10 protein-coding genes and 1 pseudogene are annotated in these 23,678 nt (G+C 56.3%); 1 reads left to right on the top strand and 10 read right to left on the bottom strand.

Going from position 1 to position 23,678, the window contains the following annotated elements; translation table 11 throughout:
* Positions 1-9: 9 nt before the first annotated feature.
* Together C1Y41_RS17220 and C1Y41_RS17215 are read right to left on the bottom strand one after the other, a co-directional pair.
* Positions 10-1,608 carry an ABC transporter substrate-binding protein gene (locus C1Y41_RS17220; protein WP_104085953.1) on the bottom strand — a complete coding sequence of 533 codons (1,599 nt, stop codon included), beginning with the start codon at positions 1,606-1,608 and terminating at the stop codon, positions 10-12.
* Positions 1,609-1,626: 18 nt separating this feature from the next.
* Positions 1,627-2,826: a M20 family metallopeptidase gene (locus C1Y41_RS17215; protein ID WP_104085984.1), complete on the bottom strand. Its 1,200-nt coding sequence runs from the start codon at positions 2,824-2,826 to the stop codon at positions 1,627-1,629.
* Between the two features lie 160 nt (positions 2,827-2,986).
* On the opposite strand from C1Y41_RS17215, the gene C1Y41_RS17210 reads away from it, so the two are divergent.
* Positions 2,987-3,757: a GntR family transcriptional regulator gene (locus C1Y41_RS17210; protein WP_104085952.1), complete on the top strand. Its 771-nt coding sequence runs from the start codon at positions 2,987-2,989 to the stop codon at positions 3,755-3,757.
* A gap of 97 nt (positions 3,758-3,854) precedes the next feature.
* Here C1Y41_RS17210 and C1Y41_RS17205 read toward each other — a convergent pair whose 3' ends face one another.
* The 8 genes and pseudogenes from C1Y41_RS17205 to C1Y41_RS17170 form a co-directional block, all read right to left on the bottom strand.
* Positions 3,855-4,292, bottom strand: a complete 438-nt coding sequence (locus tag C1Y41_RS17205) for a hypothetical protein (RefSeq protein WP_104085951.1) — start codon at positions 4,290-4,292, stop codon at positions 3,855-3,857.
* A 2-nt stretch (positions 4,293-4,294) separates the two neighbouring features.
* Complete coding sequence (locus C1Y41_RS17200) at positions 4,295-15,898, bottom strand: hemagglutinin repeat-containing protein (protein WP_104085950.1); 11,604 nt, start codon at positions 15,896-15,898, stop codon at positions 4,295-4,297.
* 12 nt (positions 15,899-15,910) lie between these two features.
* On the bottom strand, positions 15,911-17,572 hold the full coding sequence (locus C1Y41_RS17195; protein WP_233207457.1) for a ShlB/FhaC/HecB family hemolysin secretion/activation protein: 1,662 nt from the start codon (positions 17,570-17,572) through the stop codon (positions 15,911-15,913).
* Positions 17,573-17,936: 364 nt separating this feature from the next.
* Positions 17,937-18,136 (bottom strand): annotated as a pseudogene (locus C1Y41_RS17190) (type II toxin-antitoxin system RelE/ParE family toxin); the annotation flags it as partial.
* Positions 18,137-18,157: 21 nt separating this feature from the next.
* Positions 18,158-19,165, bottom strand: coding sequence for a substrate-binding domain-containing protein (locus tag C1Y41_RS17185; RefSeq protein ID WP_065648032.1), 1,008 nt, complete (start codon positions 19,163-19,165; stop codon positions 18,158-18,160).
* Positions 19,166-19,194: 29 nt separating this feature from the next.
* The gene (locus C1Y41_RS17180) at positions 19,195-20,604 is read right to left on the bottom strand and encodes a sucrose-6-phosphate hydrolase (protein WP_065648031.1); all 1,410 of its coding nucleotides are present in this window, start codon (positions 20,602-20,604) and stop codon (positions 19,195-19,197) included.
* On the bottom strand, positions 20,604-21,974 hold the full coding sequence (locus C1Y41_RS17175) for a sucrose-specific PTS transporter subunit IIBC (protein ID WP_065648030.1): 1,371 nt from the start codon (positions 21,972-21,974) through the stop codon (positions 20,604-20,606). Before C1Y41_RS17175 ends, C1Y41_RS17180 begins: the two co-directional genes overlap by 1 nt.
* A gap of 61 nt (positions 21,975-22,035) precedes the next feature.
* Positions 22,036-23,556, bottom strand: a complete 1,521-nt coding sequence (locus tag C1Y41_RS17170) for a carbohydrate porin (protein ID WP_104085948.1) — start codon at positions 23,554-23,556, stop codon at positions 22,036-22,038.
* Positions 23,557-23,678 lie beyond the last annotated feature (122 nt).

The following is a 23,678-nucleotide window of genomic DNA, read 5'->3' as shown; positions in this document are numbered from 1 at the left end:
GATCTCTCCTTAAACGCTGCGTACGGGCGCTTTGCCGGTGAGCCAGACATGATCCAGACGGAACACCGCGCCGCGAGGATGCAGGTGATAGCCCGCCACATAGTCGCGACCTGCGGCCAGCAGGTCGAAGAAGGTGGGGATTACTGAAGGCACGTCGTCATGCATAAGCTGCTGTGCTTTGGCATATAGCGTGCTGCGCTGAGCCTCATCGCGGGTTTCCCTCGCAGCCTTGATCGCGCCATCAAAGTCAGCGTTATTCCAGCGGGTTTCATTCCATGCGGCAGTTGAGGTATAGAGCAGCGAAAACACGGCATCCGGGGTGGGCTGCATATTGTAGAAACCCACGTAGAAGTTGCCCTTTTTCCACACCTGATCGAGATAGGTGCTGTGCGCCATGGTTTGCACCTTAATGCGAAAGCCGCCAGGCCTCGCCATTTCACGCAGCGCGATGCCCAGCTGGGTTCGCGTCGCAGGTTTATCTGAGGCAACCAGGGTTAAATCGAGGCCGTCGGGATAACCTGCCTCTGCCAGCAGGGCTTTGGCTTTACTGTAATCCACGGCCTTACGGGCCAAATCAGCGTACCAGGGGTAAGCGGCATTAATGGGGGTATCATTGCCGGGTGAACCCAGTCCGTCAGCGACAAAATCCACGGAGGCCTGGCGATCCACACACAGCGCCAGCGCCTGACGCACGCGCGCATCGTTAAAGGGTTTCTGATCGCAGCCCATGTTCACGTTTAAAAACTGGCCTGACGCTACCCGCAATGGCAGTACGCCGGATGATCGGGAAAGGCGGGCAAATTCGCTTGATTGAGCGCTCAGCATCAGATCGGTATCGCCGGAGATCAACGCGGAGCTCTCTGCAATGCCATCGGGATAGACCACCACTTCAACGCCGTCGAGATAGGGGCGCGCCGGGTCGTAATAGTGCGGGTTACGCTTCACCACAATTTTGCGTTCAGGATCGTATGACACCAGCTGGAACGGACCCGCGCCCAGTGAACGCTTACTAAGTTTGTCTATCTGGCCCTGAGCAATACTGGCGGGAATGATTTTGGCGTCCGGATAGGCCAGCATGACCGGCAGATCGGCGTAAGGCGTATCGGTTTCAATCAGTACGGTGCTGTCGTCTTTCGCACTGACCGACCTGATGGGGCCAATATTATGCAGCGCAGGCGACGCGTTCTTTGGGTCGAGCAGCGCCTGCAGGCTGGCGACTACGTCAGCGGAGGTGAGCGGAGTGCCATCGCTGAACTTCAAATCGGGGCGCAGCGTAAACGTCCACTGCGTGAGATCGGCGCTGGCCTGCCATGACTGCGCCAAATCCGCCTCCGCTTTCATCTCCTGCGTCAGGCGCGTCAGCCCGCTGTAAAGCAGCTCGGCCACCAGATATTCCGGATTGACGCGTACCTGATGCGGGTTGATCACGCTAATCGCCTGGTCAACACTGATGCGCAGCACGCCCCCCTTGCGAGGTGAGCCGCCGGGTGTGGCGCTCGTCACCGGCGCGGCGCTGGCAGAGAAAGATCCGGACAGCGCAGCTGCACCCGTCAGAACCGCAGAACCGGCGATGAACTGCCGGCGGTTTACTGCTTTCATTGCGCACATTTTCTCTTCCTCGCTGGTTTAAATACCCTGGGTTGGCTGAAAATCACTGGCGAGATACGCCAGAATGGACTGCGAAAGTGCGATGATATCTGCCATCGTTGTAAACTCGTCGGTGGCATGAATACGGTTGTCGGGGCGGGCTAAGCCACCCAGTAAAATCTCCTGAATACCTGCACGCTGCACCCAACCCATATCTGAGCTGGTGGATGATCCCCACGGTTTAAAAGCGTTATCAGGAAAGCCAAACCCCTGGCTCAGCGCAGCCTGCCAGCGTGGCCAGTGCGGTCCATAAGGATCGGCTACCGGTGCCAGATGCCCAATCAGCTGCACGGAGACATCCAGCGCGCGGCTCTCCGCCATTGCCTGACTGATGCATAATGTGAGCTCTTGCCAGACCTCATCAAACGCCTCTTCAGGCGCATACCGGCGGTTAATAAGCAGTTCAAAACGTTCGGGGATTGTGGAGCCTTTGCTGCCGCCGTGTACCGCGGCGAGCGTCAGCAGTGACGTAAGAGGTTTTCCCTGATAATGCGGTGGCGGCGGCATGGCAGACGTGCGCTGCTCAACCTGCCCTTTCAGTTGATACAGCGCGTTCATCAGGGGAAGCGCTGTTTCAATGGCATTGATGCCCGCGACTGGATCGCCGGAGTGCGCGGATCGCCCGCTCACAATCACTTTGAGGTCAATGCTGCCAAAGCATCCGGCCCAGATGCGCGGTACCGCACCGCCGTTGAAGCTCAGCAGATGTCCGGAAAAAAGCTGTTGCTCTGCCAGATAGCGAATACCCGGATAGAGACCGCCCTCTTCGTCGGTGCACAGTAGAAATACCGGATTGAAGCGCAGCGGCAGGCCGCAGGCCTGTGCTGAGCGGATGGCGGCAATCGCTGCCACGATCGTGCCTTTCATATCGGCTGCCCCGCGACCGTAGAGCCTGCCTTCTGCCACGGTCAGCGCCAGCGGCGGAAAGCGCCAGCCATCACCTGCAGGTACGGTATCGGTATGAAAATAGAGATTGCAGTTTTCAGCTGCCCCGCAGTTGAGCGTCGCCAGCAGATTTACACGCTCACCCTGTGCACTGCCGTCAGGGACCTGCCAGAGCGCTTCCGGAACAGACACGCGCTGAAAAGCAAACTGCATCGGTGCCAGCATCTGCGTCATCAGGTCTGCAAACGCCGCGTAACCGCTGCCCGGCGGAAAACAGGTATCCACGGCGAGCATGCGCTGAAGATCCTCGGTGATACGTAAGGTATCCTGGCTAATGACGTCTAACGCATTGTTAAAACGATTATTTTTATCCACCGGGCGATTACCTGTTGTATTACTATATAGTTTATAGATAATGCAATTTATCAACACGGGTCAACCGGTAATCGCAGCTATGCAAAAAAACTATGACGCAGGTAACACCGTGCCGTTTACACGGCTGAATGCAGGCGAAGGTGCCCCGCTGCATGACGTGATCAAGCGTCACATCAGTGAGTCCATCCTGCAGGGAGAGCTGCCAGCCGGCACGATTCTGCCAAGCGAAAGCAGCCTGGCGGCCAGATTTGGTGTGTCGGTGGGCACAATGCGCAAAGCGTTAAGCGCGCTTACCACGGAGGGGATGCTGATGCGCCGGCGAAAAACCGGTACGGTGGTCACGGGCTGGGCCCCGCTGCATAACCTGAGTCACTTCTTCCAGTATTTTCGTCTGCACGATAAAACAGGGGGATTGCTGCTGTCTGAAACCCTGCTGCTGGATTATCAGGAAAGTTTGGCAACAACCGGGGAAGCCGAAAAGCTTCAAATTGCAGCGGGTGACAAGGTTTATCGTTTAAAGCGCCTGCGGCGGGTCAACGGTATTGCGGCGATGCATGAGACGCTCATTCTGCCAGCCAGTCGCCTGCCAGCATTTCCCGCCGCAGAACAGCTGCCTCCTCTGCTCTACCGGTATCTGTTTGAGCAGTTCGACATTCGTCTGGCCGCGGTACGCGAGCAGATCACGGCATCTCTGGCTAATGAAGAGGATGCCACCCTGCTTGAGCTGACGCTCCCGCAGGCCGTTATGGTGATAGATGAAGTCTCCTTCGATCAGAGCGCCATCCCCGTGATTCTGGCGCACCATCGCTACAGCACTGAGCACTTTATGTACGTAAATGAGATAAGATAGCGGTAAAGAGAGCCAGACGTTTCACTGTCCTCATGCTGAGCGACTGAGTCTCTGACGGCTGAAGACGCGTAAATCCCGGCCCGGAAGCCGGAACGCTTCAGGCTTCCAGGCGCTGATAAAAATCAGTGACACTTTTTAAATCAGTTTGCCATTCAGATATTTTCATACCTTCTTCGTCATGAGTGGTGCGAGGCTCCACGAATTTATTTATCTGCTCAATAGTAAAGTCACGGCACTGATCTAAAAATACAATATTATTGTGCAGATAGACGTTCATACCTTCAAAATATAGAACCCAGGTAAATATGAAATTAGTTTGCTCAGGTTCATACATTGAGACCGCTAATGCTGCATGATCTTTACTGGCCAGACCTTCTCTGAGTGAAGTCAGCCATGCCTTTTTATAATCGTCTGCACTCCAGTAAGAGAGCGGCAGATATAGCGATTCTGTATAATCATCAATAACGATTGATGCTGGCTGAACCCACTCTTCTTCAAAGTTCACCGGGTCACCTTTAAATACTATCTCAAACATTGTTAATCCTTTATCCGGTTTAGTTCGCTATCGTAAGTGCCAATGCGCTTGCCTTTTTTATTAAACATCTTCCAGCCATTGGTGACATTATGGCTATCGACATCAGGAGTAATGTAATTTTTCCCATCATAAAATACGGGCTGCCCGTGAGAATTAAAAGGAGATTTCTGTGCCGGTATTTTTCTGTCAAAGCCTAGTTTGCCTGCTGCCTCCTGAGCTTCCTTTCCTTTAAGAGCCAGATAAGCCAAATCATCTCTGGTTGGCTCTTCAGGGAGCGGAGTGACCGTAATGTTTCCGCCTGTATTCGGCGTACTTTCGTTATTACCGGTGTGGCTGACCCCGTTCTGATCCCGTTGGTCAGGTGACGTCAGAGACGTTCCGCTATTCATATCCTGAACTGGATTAACGAGCTTACCACCCGCTGGATCCTGTTCCGGCACAGGCAATACCGTAATCAGCCCTTTCTGTTGCTGTAGTTCATCATAGGCTTTACGTTCAGCGGACGACAGTTTTTCTACCAACGCCGGATCGGCGGACATAGCCGCCAGCATGACGTTTGTTTTCTCAGTGAATGAGAGTTGCTCAACGGCTGAGGTTGCAGCAGAGGCCCCAATAAGCGCTCCCAGACCGCTCTCGATCAACTGGTTACGGCATGCCGTAAGCTTTAAGCAGCCCTCAACCGCAAGTTGACCGCCGCGCGCAATCACTGCCAGAGAATTATTCTCTACTGCATTTTTACCTGCCATCGTGCCGGCGCCAGAACCCATTAACGAATCTGACGCGATGCCACCAGCAAATCCTCCTGCCAGCTGGCTCAGGGTGCTGATGGTCTGCTTCTGGCTCTCAGTCAGTTCGCCAGGCCGCGTATCCGGATACATGACCTTGATGATTGCCTGCGCAGTGAGTTCTCCGCCTGCCGCGCCGGCAGCTGCGCCAGTACTGTCCCCGCCTCCCATTCTGGCAAGTACACCGGCTGCCACAGCGTGCGCCATAGTATTGGCCAGCAGATCGATATGCTCCTTACCGTCTGCATCATAAGTTGTGGTGGCCTTTTTAATCTGATTTGCGATAAAAGGTGCCATGGCGCCGCTGGCAGCCGCTCCCGGATTATTGGCGCTGAGTCCTCCCAATGCGCTGGCTACCGCCGTCGCCACCATAGAGTAAGTGCCGCCTGTGCTCCACTTATCTGCGACCGCCTTATACCCCGGGTCATGCTCTATCAGCGTGTTCATTTCATCCGATGATTTGCCGGCATAGTCAGGGTGCTCCTTCAGCAGGCGCGCTTTGGTTTCTTCAGCTGCCGCGTCCAGTTTGTAGGCTTTAACGTCGCCGACTACTTTACCGGCCAGCTCCTGTACGCCCTGCGCAAAGGCCAGCTGATTACCGACTTTCTCTTTATCAAAGATCTTATCAATGTGACCGTTGGCATTGTCCGTATCGTGGCTCAGCCCGCTGACATCCTGTATCTGCTGTGCTTTATCACGTATGACCAGCGTCCCGTCTGCAACAGCAGATCGCGTGGTACCGGAAGCGCTGCCGCTCATATTCACCAGAGTCGGGAGAAGAGAGGGTTTAGTCCCGTCATTGCCGCCACTGATCCCTACAGAGGTGCTGCTGGCGTGATATTCCGCGTGGTTCTCAATGTTGTCCCAGCCCAGCGTACCTGTGGAAAGCCTGTTGTCTGCCGCATCTGCAGTCGAGGCAATCACCGCGCCGTTGAGCTGCGTATGATGGCCGGCAAAAATGTCATAGCCACCGTTACCGGCAAACAGCCCGCTCTGATCGCCGACGCTGGCGTACTCGCTGTTGACCTTAGTCTGGCTCAGGCTTAGCCCGAATGAGCCATTCATAGTGCCAAAGGTGAAACTGAAGCCGCCGCTGGCGCTCTGCTGCTTACTCTGGTAGTTATCCGTATCTTGCAGGCTGGAGAGGGTGAGATTATTCCCCGCGTTCACGCTGATACTATTGCCCAGTGCCTGGGCACCAGAGAGCAGCGTGTCATTACCGCTGCTCAGCGTCAGGTTTTCTTTGGCGTTGACGCGACTGTTGACGTATGTGGTGCTGCTGCCGTTCTCCGCGCCGCTGGCCATATAGCCGCTGGCCTGTACGCCAATACCGGTTTTTTGTCCGATGGCCACGTGCACTCCGGCGCTCCAGCCGGAGGCGTTGTTACTGCTCTTCTGTTCGGTATTGTTACTGGCTGCGACCAGATTAAGGTCATGCGCGGCAGCGAGCGTAACGTTTCCGCCGGTGATATTGCTGCCAGCCAGGGTCAGGTCGCCGCTGGTGCCTTTGGCGCCCGTGGCCACGACCGCTACTTTGCCACCGCCGTTAAGCGAGCTGCCGCTCACCACATTTGTGTTGTATTCAGATGAGGATTTGCTCTTGCTGGCGCCTACGTTAAGCGCAATCTTAATGCCGGCTTCGCGTACGTTGCCGTTAGCCAGCGCGGTCGCGGATTGTGTGGCGCCTTTCGACATTGCCCAACCGCTTTCCAGCATCTTCACGGCATTAAGCGCTTTCAGACGATCGTCTCCCGCCTCACCGGCAGCTTTGGCCTGCGAACCGAGGCTGAGCAGCGCGTCGGTAATGGGACTGGTGAGCTGCAGCGTCAATCCGCTCTGCTTCTGCTCAAAACTCTGACGGCGGGTAAGCGTATCGTTGCCCGGATCGATGGTCACGGACCCGCCAGCCAGACTGATATCCTGCTTCGCAATCACATCTGAACCCGCCACGCGCGCATTCTGCCCCGCCACCATTGTAACGTTGCCGCCGGTGCTGCCGATGGTGCTGGCGCTCTGGCTTTCGGTTGTTCCGTTTTGTTTCAGCTCCTGTTTTGATGATGCGCTGCCGAAGGTCACGCCAATACCGCCGCCGCTGAACATGCCGCTTTTTTTGGTCTCGCTCAGGCGATAGCGTGTCTGGGTATCGGTGGCGGCAGTAATGTTGAGATCGTTACCTGCCTTCAGCCCGACGTCACTTTCACCCACAACCGATGAGCCCTTCACCAGCAGGTCATTGCCGGCAATAATTGAAACGCGATCGCCACTCAGGCTGGAGGCTTTTTCTGCCGTAGCGCTCTCTTCACTGAGCGTATGCGTGGTTTTTTTGCTGAAGTGCTTTTTCCGGGTTTTGGTCTCTTCCCGGTAGGCGTAATCACTTTCAGTTACCGTAGTGATATTGACGTCATGTCCGGCCTGCAATGCCAGATCTTTGTTGGCTGTGAGCGTCGAGGCCTGGCTGGTAATGTCATTCCCTGCCAGCAGCGTGGTGCTGCCACCGCTGACGATTTCGCTACCCTGCTGGCGTACCGTTTCGTTGACGATCGTTTTCCTGCTGCCGCGTTCGCTGTTACCCGATCTGAACTCTTCAGCGTTTAAGTTAATATCGCGGCCCGCTTTCAGTCCGATATCATCTTCTGCCACCAGCGCAGTCGCCTGGCTGGTGATGTCCTGTCCGGCTACCAGCGTCAGTTTTCCGCCGCTGGAAACGGTCGTGCGTTCGGCACCAGAGCGATGACTTTCTGTATTACGGCTATAATCATGGGTGCCAGACTGCTGAGATGATAGAGCCAGATCATTACCTGCCGTCAGCGACATATCCTTGCCTGAATTAAGCTGGCCTGACACAACGGAAAGGTTTTTGCCGGCATTAATCGTTAATGCCGAACCAGCAGATAGCGTGCTGCCCACCGCGGCGGTGGTGGCGTTGTCACGATAACGATTAGTAAAGCTGCTGTTAACCGTATTCGCGCCGAGCCAGACATCGTTCACCGCCTGAATCTTCAGGTCATCGTTAGCTTTCAGCAGAGAGGCCGTGTTGAGAACGCTGTCTCCGGCTACAAGAGAGAGATTACCTGTTGAGATAATGGCAGCCTGATTTCCCTGCTCTGTCAGAGCGTAGCGGCTCCAGATTGAATTATTATTGATGCTGGCAGTGCTGGTCAGGTTAACAATATTGCCACTGACGCTTTCAAGCGCCACCTGCCTGCCACTGATCGTCGAACCGATGTTATTAATATTCCCTAAGGCACTCAGATTTACGCCCTCGCCCGCCTTAATTAAGCTGCTGTTAATGTTATCAATCTGCGCCTGGCTGGTTAATGCGACATTCTGCTTCGCGCTGATGGTGCTGCCGTTATTGCGGATATTATCTGCCGTCAGCGCAACATTATTGCCAGCAATCACGCTGCCGTTGGCCACGGTGGCGTCATCAGGTGACAAATAAAGTTTTGGCACCATCACTGTCTGTCCATTGATGGTCGCTTGTTCCCACCACAATATACTGTGGTCAAGTGCAGCAATCTGGTCAGTATTCAGTGATACACCGAACGCTAATCCCAGCGATTGCTGCGCTTTCGCTGCGTTATCCATCAGCCAGGACATCTGTTGCAGATCGGAACCCATGCCGTTGATATAACGATTCCCGGTCTGGCTCAGGAGCGCATTGCTGACATAACGGGTATCAAATGCCGCATCGCCAAGGAAGCGATAATCCTGCTCCGGTTTGAGCTGCAACCGATCCAGCAGATAGGAAGATCCCAGAAATTGACGGGTATCGGTATAGATACCGCGCGTCTCAGCCGGCGCGGCTGAAGGCTGGCGATGAAGCAGGGTATTGAGATCGCTAAACAGGCTCTGATCGAGAGCCCCTAAGCCATTGAGCTTCGGGTTGACGGTGATTAAATAGGGGCTGGCAGGATCCTGCGAGACCGTAAAATAGCCATTCTGTGTTAACGGAATCGGCCAGGCGCTGATATCAACTTTTTGCCCCTCGGGCAATCTTCCGGGCTGCGGTATAAATGCACCCTCAGCGCTTTGCACCAGAGCAATTTTTTGACCACCTGTTTGCAGCGCTACCGTTTTATCAGTAATGATATTTAGCCCCCTGATCGTCGTATCGGGCGACACCAGCGATCCTGCACCATTAACGGTTTGCACCGCACGGAATACCTCATCAACCCACTCAGGGCTACCCACAGTAAAGGCTGAAGCTTGCTCAAGTCCAAGGCGTTGCGAACCGTTGCCGATCCCGGCGTTAGCCAGACCGGCTATCGCAGGTGCAGCAAGCGTTGGCGTAATGGTGCCACGAACATCATTCGATTCGCTGTTGTTAACGATAGCGGCAAAATTCGCGCTGACGTTACCATTCGCCTGAATAACGCCGCGAATAGACGTGCTGCCTTCTGTACGATAATTTTCTGTGGCAACGTAAGTCACACTTTTTTTAAGCATGACGCCAGTATTGTAGTCATGAAAATAGATGGCATCGCCTTTATAAATTAAATCATCTAAATTATCCCGGAGATATTGCGAGCTGCCACCGCTTTCAAGTACCGGCTTATATTTATTGTAAGCATCTGAAGGAGTGTAGGTTCTCCAGACAGATTGCGTGCCTGACAGATAAGATTGGTTATTTAATGTTTGACCCGTAAGCGAGAGGTTCCCGCCAGCAAGAATATAACTGCCGAGGTTATCTAAAGTGGTGGCCTGGCCATTTAAATTATGGCCAGCCGCTATTCTTCCTGCTTGCCCACTGACCTGCGTGCTGGATGTGGTCCGGGCGACCAGTGCCTCATGACTTTTCGATAAGTCAGTGGGAATCGGGGTGACATCGAAAATTCTAAAATTAGGTCCCGGCGGAATCGGGTGATCCGTAAAATAATATTTTAATTCTCCTGGCTGAAATGCATCCAGAGGGATTTCCACGGTGCCCGGCGTTTCAGACGCATAACTATTTGCCACATTCTCCGTTGTCACTGGCCCCACTGAGATGGATTCCCATTGATTCAGCAGGTGCGCGGTCTGCAGGGTAATATCCCCCTGCTGCGACTCTATATTGCCCGATGTATTGATTATCTCGCTATTCGCATTCCCCGCCGCGTCGCGCTGCATCCACAGGTTGTTACCCGCGAGGATATCGCCGCGCTGGTTTTGAATGCGGTTAGCGTACAGATAGAGATTCTGACCAGCATACAGCAGGGCTGTGTTTACAATGCTGCCCGGTGAGGAGAGGGTAAGGCTGCCACGCGTACCGGTAAAGCCGCTGAGCGCCACATCGCTGCGGCTATTCAGCGCGATATTTCCCCCGCCCTGTAACGTGCCTGCGCTGTTCATCGTTATACGCTGACCGCTCAGGCTACTGTCGCCACTTCCGGTGGTGAGCTGGCCGTTATTAATCAAATCGCCGTCCGCGCTCAGCGTCAGCGCCTGCCCCTGCAACGTGCCCTGATTGTCGATCGCACCCTTGCTGCTGATGGTAAGGCGGTTTCCTGCGGCCAGGGTATTGTGTGCGGTAAAACTGTTAATTAGTTTCAGCGTGGCGTCTCCAAGCGCCACCACTTGTCCCAGCTGATCAAATCCCGTGCTTTCAAGCAGCAGGCTGCCGCCGCTGAACAGTTTACCCGCCGCCTGCTGCGTGACCTGTGCAGCGTTGATATTCAGTTGATTTGTACCCAGCAGCGTGCCGCTGTTCGTGAGCTGCGCGTAATTTACCGTCAGGTTTGCGCCCTGTGCGCTGCCCTGGTTCTGCAGGCTGGAGCCGGTGAGAATCGCCTGCTGATCTGCCATCAGCGTGCCGCTGTTGCTGGCACTCGCCGCATTAAGCATCAGCTGCGATGCCTGCAGCCAGCCGCTGTTGACCAGCTGTGGTACATTCAGCGTGAGATCTGCCGAAGAGAGTAGTTTGCCGCTGTTACTGGCCAGGCCGCTGGTGGTAATACGGCTGGTGGCTCCCTGAATCACACCATAGTTATAGAGTTCGGGCGCGGTCAGCGTCAGGCTGTTCTGGCTCAGGAATGTGCCGCTGGCGTTATTGATAAGGCGTCCACTGGCGTTGAGCTGCAGGCTGCTGTCGCCCTGTATGTGGCCGCTGTTCGTGATGCTGCCGCTGCTGAGCAGCAGATCCCTGCCCTGCATCCGGCTTGCGTTATCTACGGTAGCAGCATGCACATCCAGCGTACCCCCGCTCAGCAATGCCGCCCCTGGCTGCTGCGTCAGTACGCCCGACAACGTTGTCGTCACTCCTTCAGCGCCTGAGATCTCGCCGCTGTTGTTAAGCGCGGCACCCTGCAGCGTAAGGTAACGGGCAATCCACTGCCCCTGGCTGGTGAAACTCCGCGCATTGAGCGCGGCGCTGCCGCTGGCAGTAATTTTGCTGCCGGCAGTGGACGTGAGGGTATCGCTCAGATTCAGCTGCATGTCGCCGGCGCTCTGAATAGCGCCGCTATTAGTGAGGCTGGTGGCATCCAGCAGGATCTGCTGCCCCTGCCAGGTGCCGTTATTCGTCACGGTGTCGCCACTGATATGCAGCGCACCCTGCGTCAGAAGCTGGCCGCCTGCACTGTTAATCAGCGCGCGTGCGGGCTGCGCCTGTGCCATAAACAAACGCAGCCCGCTGGCGGGAGCCGGTCCGAGCGTCAGCGACCGCAGGCCAATCAGGCTGCCCTGGTTGGTGACGCTGGCGGGATAGATGGCGAGCGTATCGCCCTGTACCGTACCGCTGTTACTCAGCGCACCGCCGTGGAGCGTGACAGCTTTTTCTGCCAGCAGCCTGCCGCTGTTAATCAGGTTCTGTGCGTCAATCTGCGCTGCACCCTGAGACAGCAGATCGCCCTGATTATTCAGATCTCCGCTGACCGATGCCGTGAGGTCACTGCTGCTGAGCAGCGATCCCTGATGCTGCCAGCTTCCTGCGCTGACATGCGTGCTTTTACCCTGCAGCGTACCGGAAGTCTCCAGCGTGCCCGCACTCAGCAGCAGGTCTCCCCCGCTCAGAGCCTGACCGCCTGCGGACTGTTGCAGATGGTCAGTCGCCTGCGCATCCAGCGCTGTCGTACCCTGCCACAGTCCCTGATTATTCAGCGCATCACCGCGAAGCGTGAGGCTGTCTGCCATCACCTTTCCGCTGTTCGTCAGGCTACCGGCTGTCACGCTGGCGTGTCCACCGGAGAGCAGGCTGCCGCTATTGTCCAGCAGCGTATCTGTGGTGCCGCTGAGGGAAGCGATGCCGTTGATCGTGCCCCGGGTGGAGAGTGAGGTGAAGTGATAGCCGAGGTGTTGACCCTGCCACACGCCTGCATTGCTGGCCGCCCCGCCCCTGAGGGAGAGCGCATCACCGCTGATAAGCTGCCCGTGGAGAAGGTTATCAAACTGGCTAAACTCTGCGGTCAGCAGCGAATCACCCTGCAACAGACCCTGGTTCTGCAGCTTTACCCCTGTGGTTTTTACCTGCTGTGCGGCGATAGTGCCTGCGTTATTCAGGGTGTTAGCCTGAATAACTGCCTGTTGCTGTGCCAGCAGTAGCCCATCCGCATCGTTATCAAGTGAACCATCCAGCATTGCGCTCAGATTTGTAGCTGTAATGCGGCCTTTATTAGTGACGCGCTGCCCGGTCAGACTCAGATCACCCGCCACCTGCAGCAGGCCGGCATTGGTGAGTGTCACTGGCGCAAATGAGAGGGAATCACCGGTGATCAATTTACCCGTAGCGGTATTGGTGACGTTCGCGCTGCTGAGCGAGAGCGAGCTGTTACCCTGAAGCAGGCCTGAATTAGTCAGCTGTGGCGAGGTGATGTCCAGGCGGTCTGCTGCCAGCGTACCGCCGTTACTGAGTTCGCTACTAAGCAGGTTTAGCGCCTGTTCGCTTATCAGCGTACCGCTGTTATCCAGCACGCCATTCACGCTGGCGCTAAGCTGGCTGGCTGCCCGGCTGCTGCCAGCGTTTTGCCAGTTTTCCAGTTTCAGGTCGAGCTGGTCCGCCTGAATACTGCCCTGATTGTTCAGCGCTGAGCCCCGGATGTCTGCTTTGCCTGCCGTCAGCAGCTGTCCGTTTTCCTGATTGACGAGCGTAGCGCCCTGTAATGCGAGGGCATCGGTACCCTGTATCAGCCCGCCGTTGACCAGATCGCCCTTCAGCGTTAGCGCCTGTGCAAGCAGCCAGCCGCTGTTGTCGGCGTTTCCCGTAATCTCAATGTGCTGCTGGCCCACTATTTTACCGCTGTTAGCGAGCGTGCTGGCAGCAATCGTTGCGTCGCCTTCACTCAGCGCACTACCGCTGTTCTGCCAGTCGCCTGCCCTCAGGTCAAGCTGCTGACCCTGCATCTGCCCGCGATTATCCAGCCGGTCCTGCTTCAGCGTCAGCTGCCCCTCACTCAGCACCGTGCCGCTGTTCGTCAGCTGCTCTCCTGTTGCCTGCAGCGTCTCTTTACCCTGCAGCAGGCCGCTGTTCCCGGCGGTGGTACTGCTGATATCAAGCTGACTGGCGGCTATCTGTCCGGCGTTGAAAAGCGTGCCACTGTTTAGCTGCATGGCGTTATCCGCCAGCAGCACTCCTCCCTGCTGATTACTGACGCTACCGTTGTCTGCGGTAAGGCTGGCAGCGCTGATTTCTCCGGCGTTGATAAGGCTGCCGCCGCTCAGTGTCAGGGCCGCACCGCTGGAGATCAGCCCGGCGTTATTCAGCTCCGGCAGATCGAGCCCGAAGCTGTTATCTGAGCTGACGATGCCCTTTGCCTGATTTGTGAGGCGCTGACCGCTGAAGCGGAGCGCCGTTGTCCCCTGAAGCAGGCCATTATTAATGGTTTCGCCGCTGTTTACGTCCAGTGCCTGCTGACCGAAAATAGTGCCGGTATTGGTCAGGCTGCCGGTCGTTAAGGTGCCTTCCGCCAGGCTCAGCGCTTTCCCGCTGTTCAGCCAGCGATCTGCATTAACATTAAGCCGCTGGCCCTGAAGTGAACCGGCGTTGCTGAGCGCAGCGGTATCCAGCATCAGCTGGTCTTCACTGAGCACGCTCCCGCTGTTGGTAAACTGCTGGCTCTCTGTCTGCAGCATCTCTTTGGCCTGCAGCGTACCGCTGTTATTAATGGCGTCGCTGTTGAGGGTAAGGCGAAGAGCCGCTAATTTCCCGCTGTTGGTCAATTCCTGGTTATTCAGCTGCAGCGTTTGTCCGGCAAGTAGCGAGCCATCCGCGTTATTCAGGATTGTATTATTCAGCGCAGTAAGATTCCCGGCGTTGATCTCACCTGAGTTTGTCAGGCGCTGACCGCTCAGCGTCAGCGTGGTGCCACTGCTGATCAGCCCGCTGTTGTTCAGCGTCGGAAGATTCAGTGAAAAGGCGTTATCAGAGCTCAGGGTGCCGCCGTTGAGATTGTTCAGGCTGTCGCCGCTGAAGCTTAATGCACCGGTTCCCTGCAGCAGCCCGCTGTTTTCAGTCTGCGCGCTGCTGATATTCAGTGCCGGTGCAGAGAGCACGCCCTGGTTAAGAAGTCTGTCGCTCACCGCTATCAGGCTGCGGGTCGCGGCGACGCTTGCCTCCTTGTGATTCTGTAAGCTATCCGCTTTTACCTTAATAGCACTTGCGGCCAGCGCGCCGCTGTTGTCCAGCTGCCGGGTATCAGCGGTAAGGCTGTCAGCCGCGGTAAACTGACCGCTGTTACTGATTTGGTTCTGAGCCTGAAGCTGAATGTTACGAGCGGCGTTGGCGCGGGTAGATTGATTCGCTGTCAGAGTAGATCCCTTCAGCCGGATATCGCCGCCCGCCGTCAGGGTGGTGCCGTTGCTGGTCAGGTGACCTTTAGCGGTTACGGCGATACCGGCGTCGCTGACAAGAGTACCCTGCCCCAGCGTGGCATCCTGCTGTGCACTGACGGTGATTTGCCCGGTGGCTTTGTTATCACCATTGAGCGCAACCGATGCGCCACTGGCTGTCAGGGCGCCGCTGCTCAGGCTGTTACTGAGCGTCAGCTTACCGTTTGTATCCAGCCTGATATCACCCTGCTTCGCAGCCAGATTGCCGAGGTTGATCCCCACGCCTTTCTCGCCCGACACCAGATGAATACGATTGGCATACATGCCGCCGAGCGCGCCGGTATCGACCGCGACCGACGGTGCGGGACCCTCTCCGGCTATCGGAGTGACGGAGCCGTCTGCGCCAACGCGGTTGGCCCCCACAGTGACGGAGAGATCCTTTGCGTAGATCCCGGCGTTGATTTCGGTCGCGCGCGCGACGATCGCTACCGCGTCGGCGCTGCTGCCGTCCAGCCCTTTGCCCTCAACGATGACCGATCCTTTCGTCACCTCCAGCGCGGAAAGCTTGCCGCTGACATCAAGTTGCGGCTTGCCGGTGGTAAGCGTAACGTTCGGCGTGTTGATAAAGCCGCAGCCGTTACAGGTGATGCCGTACGGGTTAGCCACCATGACGTTGGCAGCCTTACCCGCGACTTCGGTATAGCCCCGCAGCTGCGAGCGGCTGGCGCCCGTGACCTCATTGATAATCGCCTGCGCTTCATGGCCCGCTTTCAGATGAGGGTTATTCTGGATCAGCCCGCCAAGCTGCGTCCGGTTGAGCTGGCCGGTGGCGTTGTTGAGGATCACGCCTTCCTGGCCAACGTTGTACTGCTGATACTGATTGTGCGAGATACCGGCGCCGTTTGGTGTGGCAATGTTGACAACCGGCACACCGTTACCTGCTTTGTCCATCTGCGTGCCTGGCGTCACCGGGGTGATTTGCGCGGCTACAGCCGGCAGCACGGGTTGCATGGCCACCAGAGAGCAGATGAGATAGCTCAGTACACGACGGGCGAGGGAAACGGGTTGGCGATCGTCCATAATCTTAGCCTCTTAAAAAACCAGCCCGACGCGGGCGTAAATGCTGACGCGATCCGGCTGCAGATGGCCGGGATAGCTGAGCGGAATGCCCAGGGTGTACTGGGTATAGAAAAAACGGTTGCGGGTGCTGATACCCGCCGCGCTGCCCCACAGCGTGCCGGTGAACTCGCGGTTCTGCGCATCGCTCTTCAGCCAGCCGCCGTCGATTGCCGCCAGCGCGCTGACTTCGCCAATGACCGGCAGCGTGAACAGGTTGTAGTTCAGTTCGTTACGCAGATACCCCCCGGTGTCGCCGGAGAGATACTGCTCCTTAAAGCCGCGCACCGAACTTTCACCGCCGAGCGTCAGGCGCTCGCTGGCGTATAGCCGGTCAGGCGACCACTGACTGTAAACGCTGCTCAGCCACCACAGGCGGTTCGTTAGCGGACGCTGAAAGCTGCCGCTGAGGCTCCACTTGCGAAATTGCGCTTTCGGCAGGTCGCCGGTTTTGCCCGCATCACTTTCAGCGTCAAACCACGACATGCCGCGACTGAACGACGGGTTAAGCGTGGCCACGCCGCCAAAGATTTTCTGCGTATGATCCAGACCCGCCTGCAGGCTGGTGATTTTCCGGCTGCTGCCGGTGAGCAGCGTGTTATTGAGGAAGTTGTGGCTGCTGTAGTGGTTCAGTCCAAACCGGACGCCGGTTTTGATCTCGCCGTTGCGGAAAAGTACCCAGGAGCCGTTCAGGCGGTGTGCGACGTTGTCACCGTTGCTCAGCCAGGTGAAATCATTGTTGATGAAGCTGCTGTGATAGCTGCTCCAGCTGTAGCTATAGTCAAGCAGGCCATAGCCGTACGGTACGCTGAAGCCTGTCTGCAGACTCTGCGCATCGCGCCACTGGCTGAAGGCGCTGCTGCGCGCGCCGCTGATAAACCAGCGATCGGCGAGACCCAGCAGGTTATTGCCGGTAAGCGAGGCGTTTATCTGACCGGTACCGGTGCTTTTCTGTCCGCTGTTGTCAAAACCCAGCAAGGTACTGAGCGGAAATTCCGGCTTAGCCGTGAGGTTCACCACCGAATAACCTGCTTCAGGAGAGGGCTGAATTTCGATCTGCACCGGCATTGCGCGCACGCGGTTGATCTGCTCCATGCCCTGCTCAATATCGCGCAGATTGAGTATCTTTCCTTTCAGGCCGGGAAAAGCCATTAACAGCGCACGTGGGTGCTCACCGTCCAGGCGTATATCGTCGAGCTTCCCTTCCAGCACCGGAATAACCAGCTCACCGGAAGATAAATCCTGCTCAGTTAAAAACGCTCTGCTGGTAATATAACCGCGCTGCATATACCAGTCAGAAATTGAGTGGACCAGAGAATTAATATTGGTTAAGTTCAGGCAGCGATGGATATAGGGGGCGGTGATATTCTGCTGCTGGCTCTGCGATAATAAAGACGCGTTACGGATAACGATATGATGAACAGGGAAGCACGGACCGGATGTGCCTGACTCCCCGGCTGGGGCGGCCAGAGGCGACACCGCGTTCCACAGCGCATCGCGCTGATGCTGATCCTGTTGTAAACGTTGCTGCTGCTGATTCTGGATATAATCACGGTCGCCCGGATTCAACGGTGCCGCTGCTGCTGAAGCAGTTAATAAGCTGACGCTCAGCGCCAGTACCATCCCTGTATGTGCCATTATAAAGACTTAAGTTAAAGTGATTGTCTGTTTCCTGTCAGTTTGCCTGCACAGAATATCACCTTAACAATCAGAAAGTTCCTGATGGCGCTATAAAACGAGAATGCAATCGTAATATTACTTAAAGCATCGTTCCGGTCTGGCCTAACTCAAATATAAAGAGAGATATTTTCGAGTGCGGATGCAATCGGGAGTGTTTTCCAGATATATCGTCTTTTTCTCATTAGCGTTTGCACTGTGATTAAACGTAAACCCGCTCTGATTGGTTAATAAAACCGTATCAGGAGCCCGCTTAAAGAGAGCAGATATAGCTTATTTCGCCCGGTGCAGGGTGGAATGCGTAATTACCATTGCAAATCTAATGCTATCGCATTCTCTCACTGGCAGGATGATACACATCGCTGCGTTCGCGCTTTCCGACTGCGATGATCAGCTGATCGTCGATCACCTGATAAACCAGCCGGAACCCCGACGTTTGCAGTTTGATTTTATCCCGCGCAGTCTGGCAGATGCGCTATGGGGGTTATCGCAACACTTCTTCAGCTTTTTCGCAAACTGTTGCCTCTGCTCCGATCACAAGCGCCGCTATGCGTGACGCAGCCGGAGTGTGGCCGGCAGCACTCTGCGGTTACTGGCAGGCTCATCGCCAGCAATCAGCGCGCTCAGCAACGCAAAGCACTCCTGCGCCAGTCGCGGTACATCCTGTTCGACGGTATCAATCGCTACCGACAGTGAATCATAGAGATAGTGGTCATCAAAACTGGCGATGCGGATGTTGCTGTTGAGCAGATGATGCTGGCTCATGTAACGCAGCACCCCTTCCATCAAGCCGCAGGCGGCGGTGAAGATCGCCTGTGGCGGACGACCGAGTCGGGCGCAGAGCGCGGCAAACATCTCATAACCGCTGCTGGGGTGATAGTTACCATGAATAATCCACTCCGGTCGGGGCGTGACGCCCGCCAGCTCCAGCCCCTGCAGAAAGCCGGCAAGGCGATCGCGCGTCGGAGAGAGGCGCGCCTGACCGCCAAGGAAATAGATCTCTTCCGGATTAGCGCGCGCCAGTTGCGCCACTAATTCGGCAGTAGGCGTAACCGCATCCGTGATCACCAGCGGCAGCTGCGTATCATTCATATAGCGGTCAAACAGTACGACCGGCAGCTGTTCGCTGAGTTTTACATAGTCGCTGTCGCCGGACATGCTGGAGGCGACAATCAGCCCGTCCACCTGGCGGGCGACCAGGTTATCCACGACAACCCGCTCCTGGCCGGCATTTTCATCCGTACAGGAGATCAGCAGCTGTAGTCCCGCTTCGCGGCAAAGGTTTTCCAGTGCGTCTGAGAATACGGCAAAACCGTGATTGGTGATCTCCGGCACCACCAGACCCAGCGTATGGCTGCGATTATCGCGCAGCAGACGCGCATGAATACTGGCTTGATAATGATGCTCACGGGCCAGGGAGAGCACGCGCTCGCGCGTCTCTTTGGCGACGCGCAGCTCTTTACCCCGGCCGTTCAGCACCAGGCTGGCGGTCGCTTTCGAGACGCCAGCCAGCGCGGCGATATCGGTAATGGTTACGCGTTTGGTTTTTCTCACGTCATGGCATCAGTCAGGGAAACAATAACTTATTGTACCACGCAGCGTCGCAGCGGCCAGTAGCGCGCGGTAACTTCTGTGTCCCCGATCAGCCTGAGTTGCGCCTCCGCTGCCGGAAAATAGCGGCTGCTCATCACGCCCTCGCCTTCGTTGATAAAAATCTCTACGCTGGAGTGGTCGCATAAAATCTGCAGCTGCGTCACTGCTCCCTGCCAGTAGCGATAGTGCCACTCCCCGTTCGACAGGCTGCGACGCGCAAGACGCAGTCCGCTGCTATGCCACTCCAGCAGCAGCGTGTTGGCAAAATCAAGCGTGATACCGCCCGTACCGGTCAGCTCCAGCTCAAGCCGTCGCGCGGCAATAAAGGGGGCATCTGCAGCCAGACCCTGAAAAGCGTGCTCCTCACCGCGCAGCGCCTGCAGCTCAGCTACCGGCCGCTGGTAGAGTTTGCCGTCACGCGTTCCCAGCTCGCGGATACAGGTCATCTGGTGGATCCAGCCGCGGGCGATAGTAGGCTGATATCTCTCTTCACCGTCCGGCACCCCCATCCATGCTACCAGCAGGCGACGGCCATCGGCGGTCAGTGTGGTCTGCGGTGCGTAGAACTCAAAGCCGGCATCCAGCTCATGAAAGTCGCCGTGCGTAAAGCGGGCGGTGTCATAGTCCAGATCGCCTGCCAGCCATGCACTGGGATGCGCATTGAGAAAACGCTGTTCTTCAGGCGTGATCCCCTGCGGACAGCAGATAAGAAACGTACTGTCGCCCAGCGTGAAGAGATCGGGGCACTCCCACATATATCCTGCCGCACCCAGCCCGTTAAGGCCGCTGCCGGCAATCTCCCCGAGCCTGTGCCACGTGTGCATATCGTCAGAGCGCAGCAGCAGAACTTTGCCCTGCAGCGCATTGTCCTGTGCCCCCAGCACCATGTACCAGCTCTCACCATGCCGCCACACTTTTGGATCGCGGACGTGTCCGGTATACCCTTCAGGCAGCGCAATAACGGGTCCCAGCTTATCGAAACCTCCTGCTTCATTCTGTACCGCCAGGCACTGCCACGCGGTACGGCTGCCATCGTCAAACTTCACATTACCGGTGTAAACCAGCGTGAGCGCACCGTGATTGTCCACGGCGCTGCCGGAGTAGCAGCCGCTGCGGTCATACTCTTCATCCGGCATCAGCGCGATCGGCTCATGCTGCCACTGCAGCAGGTCCGCTGAACTCCAGTGCCCCCAGCATTTATGCTGATGCTGGCAGCTCAGCGGGTTCCATTGGTAGAAGAGGTGATAGCGTCCGTTAATGTGGATAAAGCCGTTAGGGTCGTTCAGCAAACCCGTTACAGGCGCAAGATGCCAGCCGGGATAGTGCGCATCGTTTAGCGCGCGCGGCTGACCGCGCATGACCGCCTGCAGGATAGCGGGGAACAGGTTTAATGAGGCCATTATTCTGCGTCCGTTTTGTATTTAAGCAGGTAAGAGATAACAAAGGCTGCGCTGAAAGCGATCACCATACCAATGGCGTAATTGAGCAGCGAGCTGGCCTGCACAATCGCCATGCCCGGAATACCGGTCAGGCCTACAGCCGTCATATAAACATGCACCGAGACAACCCATGCACCTCCCAGCGCACCGCCAATCAGCCCCGCTACGAAAGGTTTCATAAAGCGCAGGTTGATACCAAAAATGGCTGCTTCGGTAATCCCCAGCAGCGCCGAGAAGCCGGAGGGAAGCGCGATAGCTTTAATCTTAATATCTTTTGATTTTAACCATACCGCCAGGCACGCCCCGCCCTGTGCGACGTTAGCCATCGCCCAGATCGGCAGCAGGAAATTCACGCCGATAGACGGGTTGCCCAGCAGCCCCGCTTCAATAGCGTGAAAGCTGTGGTGTACGCCGGTGATCACAATGACAGAGTAGAGACCACCAAACAGTAATCCCGCCAGCCAGCCGGCGTGGGCGATCAGCGTGCTCAGGACAAAGGAGATCCCGTCACCCAGCGCGCGCCCGGCCGGACCGATAATCAGCAGCGCTACAAAACCGGAGATAATCACCGTCAGGAATGGCGTCAGGATCAGATCCAGCGCGTCGGGGATCACCCGGCGTAGCTGTTTCTCCAGTACGCTCATGAACCATACCGCCAGCAGTACCGGGAACACCGTGCCCTGATAGCCAATCATCGCGACTTCGATACCAAAGAAGTTCATGGTATGGAAACCAGCCGCCACGCCCCAGGCGTTGGTCAGCGCCGGATGCGTCAGGATCCCGCCCAGCGTCGCCCCGAGAAACGGATTGCCGCCAAACTCACGTGCGGCAGTGAATCCGATCAGGATTGGCAGAATGATGAATGCCGCTGAGCTGCACATATCCAGCATGATATAGAGTGCATTTTCCGGATTAACCCAGCCGTAGGTTTTCACCATGCCGAGCAGCCCCATCAGCAGACCTGAGGCGACAATGGCCGGAATAATCGGAACAAAAATATTCGACAGCAGACGCGCAATACGCTGAAAAGGATTGAGTTTACGTGCAGCGATATCTGCTGCTTCTGACTTACTGGTTTCGCTGATGCCGGCTTCGCGGATAAAGGCAGCATACACCTTATTCACCACGCCGGTGCCAAAAATGACCTGCAGCTGTCCGGCATTGCGGAAGCACCCTTTTACGCCATCGAGTTTACCGATCGCGGCGGTATCTGCTTTGGCATCATCCACCAGTACCAGACGCAGACGGGTAGCGCAGTGCGCCGCGCTGGCAATATTTTCCCGGCCTCCCAGCAGCGGCAGCAGCGCGCGGGAGATCTGTACAACATCCATAGTAACCTCTGTTTTTCGTTGTTATGCCTGCCATAATGTGGCCCCCGCAGGGGCCGGAGAATCAGAACCAGGTTTCCATCTGCACGCCAAAGTTCCACTCGCCGCCAGCTTTAAAGCCGCTGCTGCCAAAGGCGTCATCGCCCGCATAGTTATCCAGACGGTGATCCCAGTCCATCCAGCTGGCAAACAGACGGATTTCAGGGCGCTTGAGGAAGTCGCCGACGTCGCTGGCTTTCAGCGTCGGCGCTACGGTGAGCTTGTAAAAATTGCCACTCACGGCATTGCGGCTGTTGTAGCCTTCAGGCCGCAGATCCATGTACTGATATGAGCCTTCATACTGCATCTCAAAGTTCTGCGTGAATTCCTGAATCAGGCGCAGGTTCGCGGTCGCCCATTCATAGCTGTCGCCTTTGACGTAGCGATCTTTGCTGCTCTGTGCCAGCAGTGCTGGCGCAATATGCCAGCCGCCGCCCAGCGGCGTAATGCCGTAGCTTGCGAGGCGCCAGGTATCGGCTTCCGGCAGCAGCGCACCGTCAGATCCCAGCGTTTTCACTTCCGCGCCCAGACCGTGGCCGTAGAGCAGGGCCGTTTTAGCCGAGCCTTCGCGCAGGCCGTAGAAAGTATCGTTATGGATGCCCGCTAATACGTGCACGCCGGTGTTAGCCGCGTCGCTTTTCACGCGATTTCCTTCGATATCGGTGCGCTGGTCATTATCTTTAGCGCGCATGCCGCTGAGCATCAGCTGCAGCGGTCCGGTGAAGTTATTCAGTGAAAGAATGTAGTTCTGCGCGGTGTTTTCATTATTTTCGATATCACCAAAGGTACGTCCGTAAAGTGACAGGTTACTGCGTGTGGTTTCGCCCCACTTCATGTCGTAGATCCCGGCACCGGTACCCGCAAGAAACACGACGTCGGAGTCGATCCAGTGAATATCAAAGTTATCGCGATCGAAGCGTTTACCCGCCCAGACGGTAGAGTCTTTGAAAGCGCCGGAGAAAGTGGGCAGCTGCCCCAGCTCAACAAATGCCTGACGCAGGTTGAGATCGCTGCTGGCCGCTGTCCAGTCATTGTAAGTACGCTGCCCGTCCGCCAGCATCGCTTTAAAGCGGGTGGTGGCTCCGTTTGCCAGCGTCTGTTTGTGCTCCAGATTCAGTTCAACATAGGTGTCAGGCTCGTTGCCCAGCCGGCCCACATGTCCTCCGGTCTCGCCAGCCGGCGTAACGGTCGGACCACCCTGCGTTTTGGCCGCTGAACTGTTCATCAGCAGGCCGGAGCGGGCATAACCATGAAACTCAAATCCGCTATCCTCGCTGCCTGTCGTCGCGGGTGCGGCTTTTGCCGTACGCTGTTCAACCCGGGCAACCGCCGTCTGATTTTTCTGCTGGGCGGTGGCCAGCATTTGTGCCTGTTTTTCTGCTGCTTTTGCGCGGGTTTCTGCAAGGTCAGCACGCTGTTCTGCCGCCGCGAGACGTTTTTCCATTGCTGCAAGACGCGCTTCAATACTGCTCATATCGGTGGCGGACCACGCTGTTCCTGAACTTAATAAGGCGCTGAGGGTAAGGGCGAGGATGCTTTTTTTCATGGTATGGCGTCCCTGAGAGGTAGCTATTATCAGATATTGTTTTTTGCTAAACCGGTTTAGTAGCTGAATCCTGATGAACTTTGTTACTGTGCGCAACTGATTTTGCTAAACCGTTTTAAGTG

This window comes from Pantoea sp. ICBG 1758 (assembly GCF_002928325.1).
In the GTDB taxonomy this organism is placed as follows: domain Bacteria; phylum Pseudomonadota; class Gammaproteobacteria; order Enterobacterales; family Enterobacteriaceae; genus Pantoea; species Pantoea eucrina.
The sequence above is the reverse complement of the archived record's forward strand: the minus strand, read 5'-3'. Positions and strand labels throughout refer to the sequence as shown.